Origin of the sequence: Methanocalculus sp. (assembly GCF_030651615.1) — an archaeon.
Lineage (GTDB): Archaea > Halobacteriota > Methanomicrobia > Methanomicrobiales > Methanocorpusculaceae > Methanocalculus.
The window spans coordinates 1-3,125 of record NZ_JAUSCG010000020.1; the positions used below are offsets into that span (position 1 = coordinate 1).

Here is a 3,125-nt window from a genome sequence, read left to right on the forward strand (position 1 = left end):
ATCCTCACATGGTTCGCCGCATGGTGTGGGATGGGGCTTGGAAGCATCGCTTCACTTGATATCTCCCAGCGTATATTCTGTGCACGTGATGATCAGGCTGCCAAAAAAGGTCTTATCATCGGTTCAGCCTTATACTGGACCGCAGGACTTGGGCCTGTCTTCCTCGGCCTGATCGGGATCATCATGATCCAGAATGCCCTCATCGAACCGTCGATCCTTGCTGATGATCCTGAACTGATCATTCCGATTCTGGCAAAGATACTCCTTGAACCATGGATGATGGCAATCTTTGTCGGCTCTCTCGTGGCAGCGATCATGTCAACTGCAAGTTCGACGATCTTCGCATCCGCTGCTGTCCTCTCGACCCTCTGGATCAAAGAGTCGGTCTCCGATCATGCAGGAGAACAGAAACGGGTTCTGAAACTGACTCGCTACCTCGTCGTTGCTATCGGACTCTTTTGCATCGTAATATCCCTCTTTGCAAAAGTTCTCTATGACATGATGATCTTCGGCTTTACGCTCCTCTTCGCCTGCCTCTTCTGGGCAATAGTCTGTGGACTCTTCTGGAAGAGGGCAAATGCTCCGGGTGGGCTTGCTTCGATGCTTACAGGCTTTCTGACGGTTATCATCGGATGTATCGCCCTCTCGATCACGGAAGGGGTAATAACCATTGTTCCCCCTACAAACGAATGGCTCGTCTTCTTCACTTTCGTCCCTGCACTTCTCTCAGGACTGATAATGTATGGTGTCACTCATGCAACTGCACAGTCACATCCGCCGGTTCCCCTGAGAGATACCGATGGCAAGATACTGAAATGGCCCGAACTTGAAGATGCGAACAGATAAAAGAGAAGAACGGGGGGTCGTAATCAGGCGGATCTGCTTGACGGCTTCACCTGAAGCTTTGATTCTGCAATTTTATAGCAGAGTTGTCTCCTCTTTCGGATCGGCCACCAGTCATAGAGGAAGAACTGGACAGGCTTCCAGAGTGCTACCCAGCCGATGATGATCAGGGACTCTGCGATCAGTTCTGCAAGCGATCCCTCAGCAAAGATCTCGGATGCATGCTGGCTGATCGTCAGGCAGAAGAAGAGGAAGGTGATACCGATGAAGAGATTCAGCCTCTCACGCCTCCACTGGACCGATATAGCATGATCAGCTAAGGATTTGAGATAGAGAAAGTGGTTTTTTACAGCCTGCCGGATATTCTCTGTCACCTCGTTTGAGATGAGGGCTAGGGGCAGATAGACGATGATCTCAACCGTCTGATCGAGGGGGATCTCTTCAAACCAGGTGTAGATATACTCTTCAGCATCAGAATCGAGCTCCTTCTCTTTGAATGGGGCAGGATCAAGGTTGTTAAAGAGCTGTTGCACCGTTGATAATTTAATTTCAACGAGGAACACCTCATCGGGATCGTGTTCTGGCATTCCATATTCACGGAGTGGATATTCGTACTCGTGTGCATCCATTCGGATCACCGGCTGCCTGCAATGATCGTCTGACCATAGGAGATGCAGCCGTCTCCGAGGGGATACCCGGCATTGATAACAGGAGTGATCCCATGCTCCCTGAGTATGTTCCAGATGGTTGAACGGATCATCCTGTTGTAACAGACGCCGCCTGAGAGTGCGGCACGCGGTATACCTTCTTCTTCGGCAACAGATACAGCGAGAAGCGCGATTCCTGTTGAAAGATTATGTTGAAATGACGCTGCAATATCGGCAACGCCTCGTCTTTGTATCAGTGAGCTTTCCTCCCTGAGGGGGAGGAACCGAGAGAGCGCATCTTCCATCAGGCTGCGTGTCGAGAGGAGTTGCATTCCTCCGGATTCCAGAAATTCAAGATCCCAGTCTTCCGGTCTGCCACCGGTAGCCACTGATTCAAGCCGCATCGCAGGTTCACCATCATAGGTCCGCAGACAACAGATGCCAAGGAGTGCAGAGGCGGCATCGAGTACCCTGCCGGTGCTTGTTGTTTTGGCGCAATTGAACTTCCTGCTGACCTGATGAGAGAGTGCTGAAGAGGCGATGTCGTTCCATCCCCTGCTCGTGAGCAGTTCAAGGACTTCCGGGGTTGGAAGAATACCATACAACATCCGTTCCGGATGCTCTGTTGCAGCGTCGCCCCCCGGCATCAGGACCTCTTCAAGGTGTGCAGCACGTGAATATTCAGGTGCCTGCCCCACAAAGATCTCACCACCCCAGACATTTCCATCATCTCCGTATCCGACACCATCGATTGCTATCCCGACACACTGCTCGCGTGTCGCTGCTGCAATATGGGCGCGGTGGTGCTGTACAGAAATCAGTTCCGCACCAAGCGATTCTGAGAGTTCTTTTGCATATCGTGTCGAGAGGAACTGGGGATGAGCATCGCAGGCGATGATATCCGGGGTGATGGCGGTGAGCCCCCGCAGGCGTCCAACCGTCTCTTCGAGGTAACGGGCGGTTGATGGATTTTTGATGTTTCCGACGTGTGGAGAGGTGATGCAGAACCCGTCTCTGTAGAGGGTGGTGTTTGCATTCAGTTCGGGACCAACAGAAAGGATTGATTTTGTACCGAGATCGATTCGGGTCCTCTTCGGTGCAAGACCGCGGGAGAGGCGGATGATAAGGCCATCACGGACGACTGAGTCATCACACCGGTTCTGAATCTCCCGGTTATGGGTGAGGAAGTAATCGACGACCCCCATGAGACGTGACATTGCGGTGTCGATCTCGGTGATCATCGGATCTCCCGGGACGTTTGCACTCGTCAGCACCAGAAGCGGGGCTTTCAGGTGTTTAAAGAGGAGGTGATGAAGACCGGTATAGGGGAGCATCAGACCGATCGTATGGAGATTTGATATCGTCTCATGTGCAGAGTGATCTCTCTTTTCAAGGATGACGATCGGTCGTGCAGGGCTTGTAAGCCATCCTGCATCATCCTTTGTGACGATGGCAATCTGCTCCGCAGTATCTTTTTCCGCCATCACCGCAAGCGGCTGCTCCGTCCTTCCAAGGAGCAACTTCAGACGTTCAGCTGACGATTCGGTACAGGCGATATGGAAACCTCCAATCCCGCGAATAGCGAGGATCTTTCCTGCATCCAGGAGTTCTGCGGCTCTCTGTATTGGATCGGAG

3 protein-coding genes are annotated in these 3,125 nt (G+C 52.2%); 1 reads left to right on the plus strand and 2 read right to left on the minus strand.

What is annotated here, in order from left to right; genetic code table 11:
* Positions 1-846: hypothetical protein (locus Q7V06_RS00680; RefSeq protein ID WP_304836568.1), on the plus strand; the 846-nt coding region annotated here is incomplete at its 5' end.
* 23 nt (positions 847-869) lie between these two features.
* Here Q7V06_RS00680 and Q7V06_RS00685 read toward each other — a convergent pair.
* Both Q7V06_RS00685 and hypF read right to left on the minus strand, forming a co-directional pair.
* Entirely contained in the window at positions 870-1,472 is a 603-nt protein-coding gene (locus Q7V06_RS00685) for a hypothetical protein (RefSeq protein WP_304836571.1), read from the minus strand.
* Between the two features lie 5 nt (positions 1,473-1,477).
* Positions 1,478-3,125 (minus strand): carbamoyltransferase HypF (gene hypF / locus Q7V06_RS00690; protein WP_304836573.1); only part of this gene is annotated, 1,648 nt, incomplete at its 5' end.